This window comes from Methylophaga sp., assembly GCF_965655755.1.
Lineage (GTDB): Bacteria > Pseudomonadota > Gammaproteobacteria > Nitrosococcales > Methylophagaceae > Methylophaga.
In genome coordinates this window covers 1-1143 of record NZ_CBFHHW010000079.1, presented here as the reverse complement: position 1 = coordinate 1143, position 1143 = coordinate 1, and the positions used below count along the sequence as shown (strand labels likewise).

Sequence of the window (1143 nt, the reverse complement as noted above, 5' to 3'; positions counted from 1 at the left end):
ACACCAGCACCAACTGTGCGGCCGCCTTCGCGAATAGCAAAACGTAACCCTTCTTCCATCGCAATCGGTGCAATCAAAGTTACGTCCATTTTGACGTTATCACCAGGCATGACCATTTCTACGCCTGATGGCAGGTCACATGCACCTGTCACGTCGGTTGTACGGAAATAAAACTGTGGACGGTAACCATTAAAAAATGGTGTATGACGGCCACCTTCGTCTTTCGACAAAATATATACTTCCGCTTCAAACTTGGTGTGTGGGTTTATCGTGCCAGGATGTGACAGCACTTGACCACGGTCTACGTCTTCACGCTTCGTACCACGCAACAGAACACCTACGTTATCACCGGCTTGACCTTGATCCAGCAATTTGCGGAACATTTCAACACCTGTGCAGGTTGTTTTCTGTGTGTCTTTGATACCGACAATTTCTAAGTCGTCACCGACTTTAACGATACCGCGCTCTACACGGCCGGTTACAACTGTACCGCGACCTGAGATTGAGAATACGTCTTCAATCGGCATCAGGAACGCACCATCAATCGCACGCTCTGGCTCTGGGAAGTAGCTGTCCATTGCTTCTGCTAGCTTCAGGATAGACGGCATACCAATGTCGCTTGTATCACCTTCTAACGCTTTCAGAGCTGAACCAACAATAATCGGTGTGTCGTCACCTGGGAAATCATAGCTGTCCAGTAATTCACGGACTTCCATTTCAACCAGTTCGACTAACTCTTCATCATCAACCATGTCGGCTTTGTTCAGGTAAACAATGATGTAAGGTACGCCAACCTGACGTGACAGCAGGATGTGTTCACGTGTTTGTGGCATCGGACCATCCGCTGCGTTAACAACCAGAATCGCACCGTCCATTTGTGCCGCACCGGTGATCATGTTTTTAACATAGTCGGCGTGACCTGGGCAGTCTACGTGAGCGTAGTGACGTGCTTCTGTTTCATACTCAACGTGCGCTGTCGCAATAGTGATACCACGCTCTCTTTCTTCAGGTGCGTTATCAATATCCGCGTAATCTTTGAATTCACCACCAGATGCTTCACCCAACACTTTGGTCAGCGCCGCTGTCAGTGTGGTTTTACCATGGTCAACGTGACCAATGGTACCCACGTTGACGTGGGGTTTT

Annotated in this window: 1 protein-coding gene; it reads right to left on the bottom strand. The window is 48.8% G+C overall.

What is annotated here, in order from left to right:
* The coding region (gene tuf, locus ACTF5U_RS12475) for an elongation factor Tu (RefSeq protein ID WP_438971955.1) at positions 1-1143 on the bottom strand (1143 nt) is incomplete at both ends.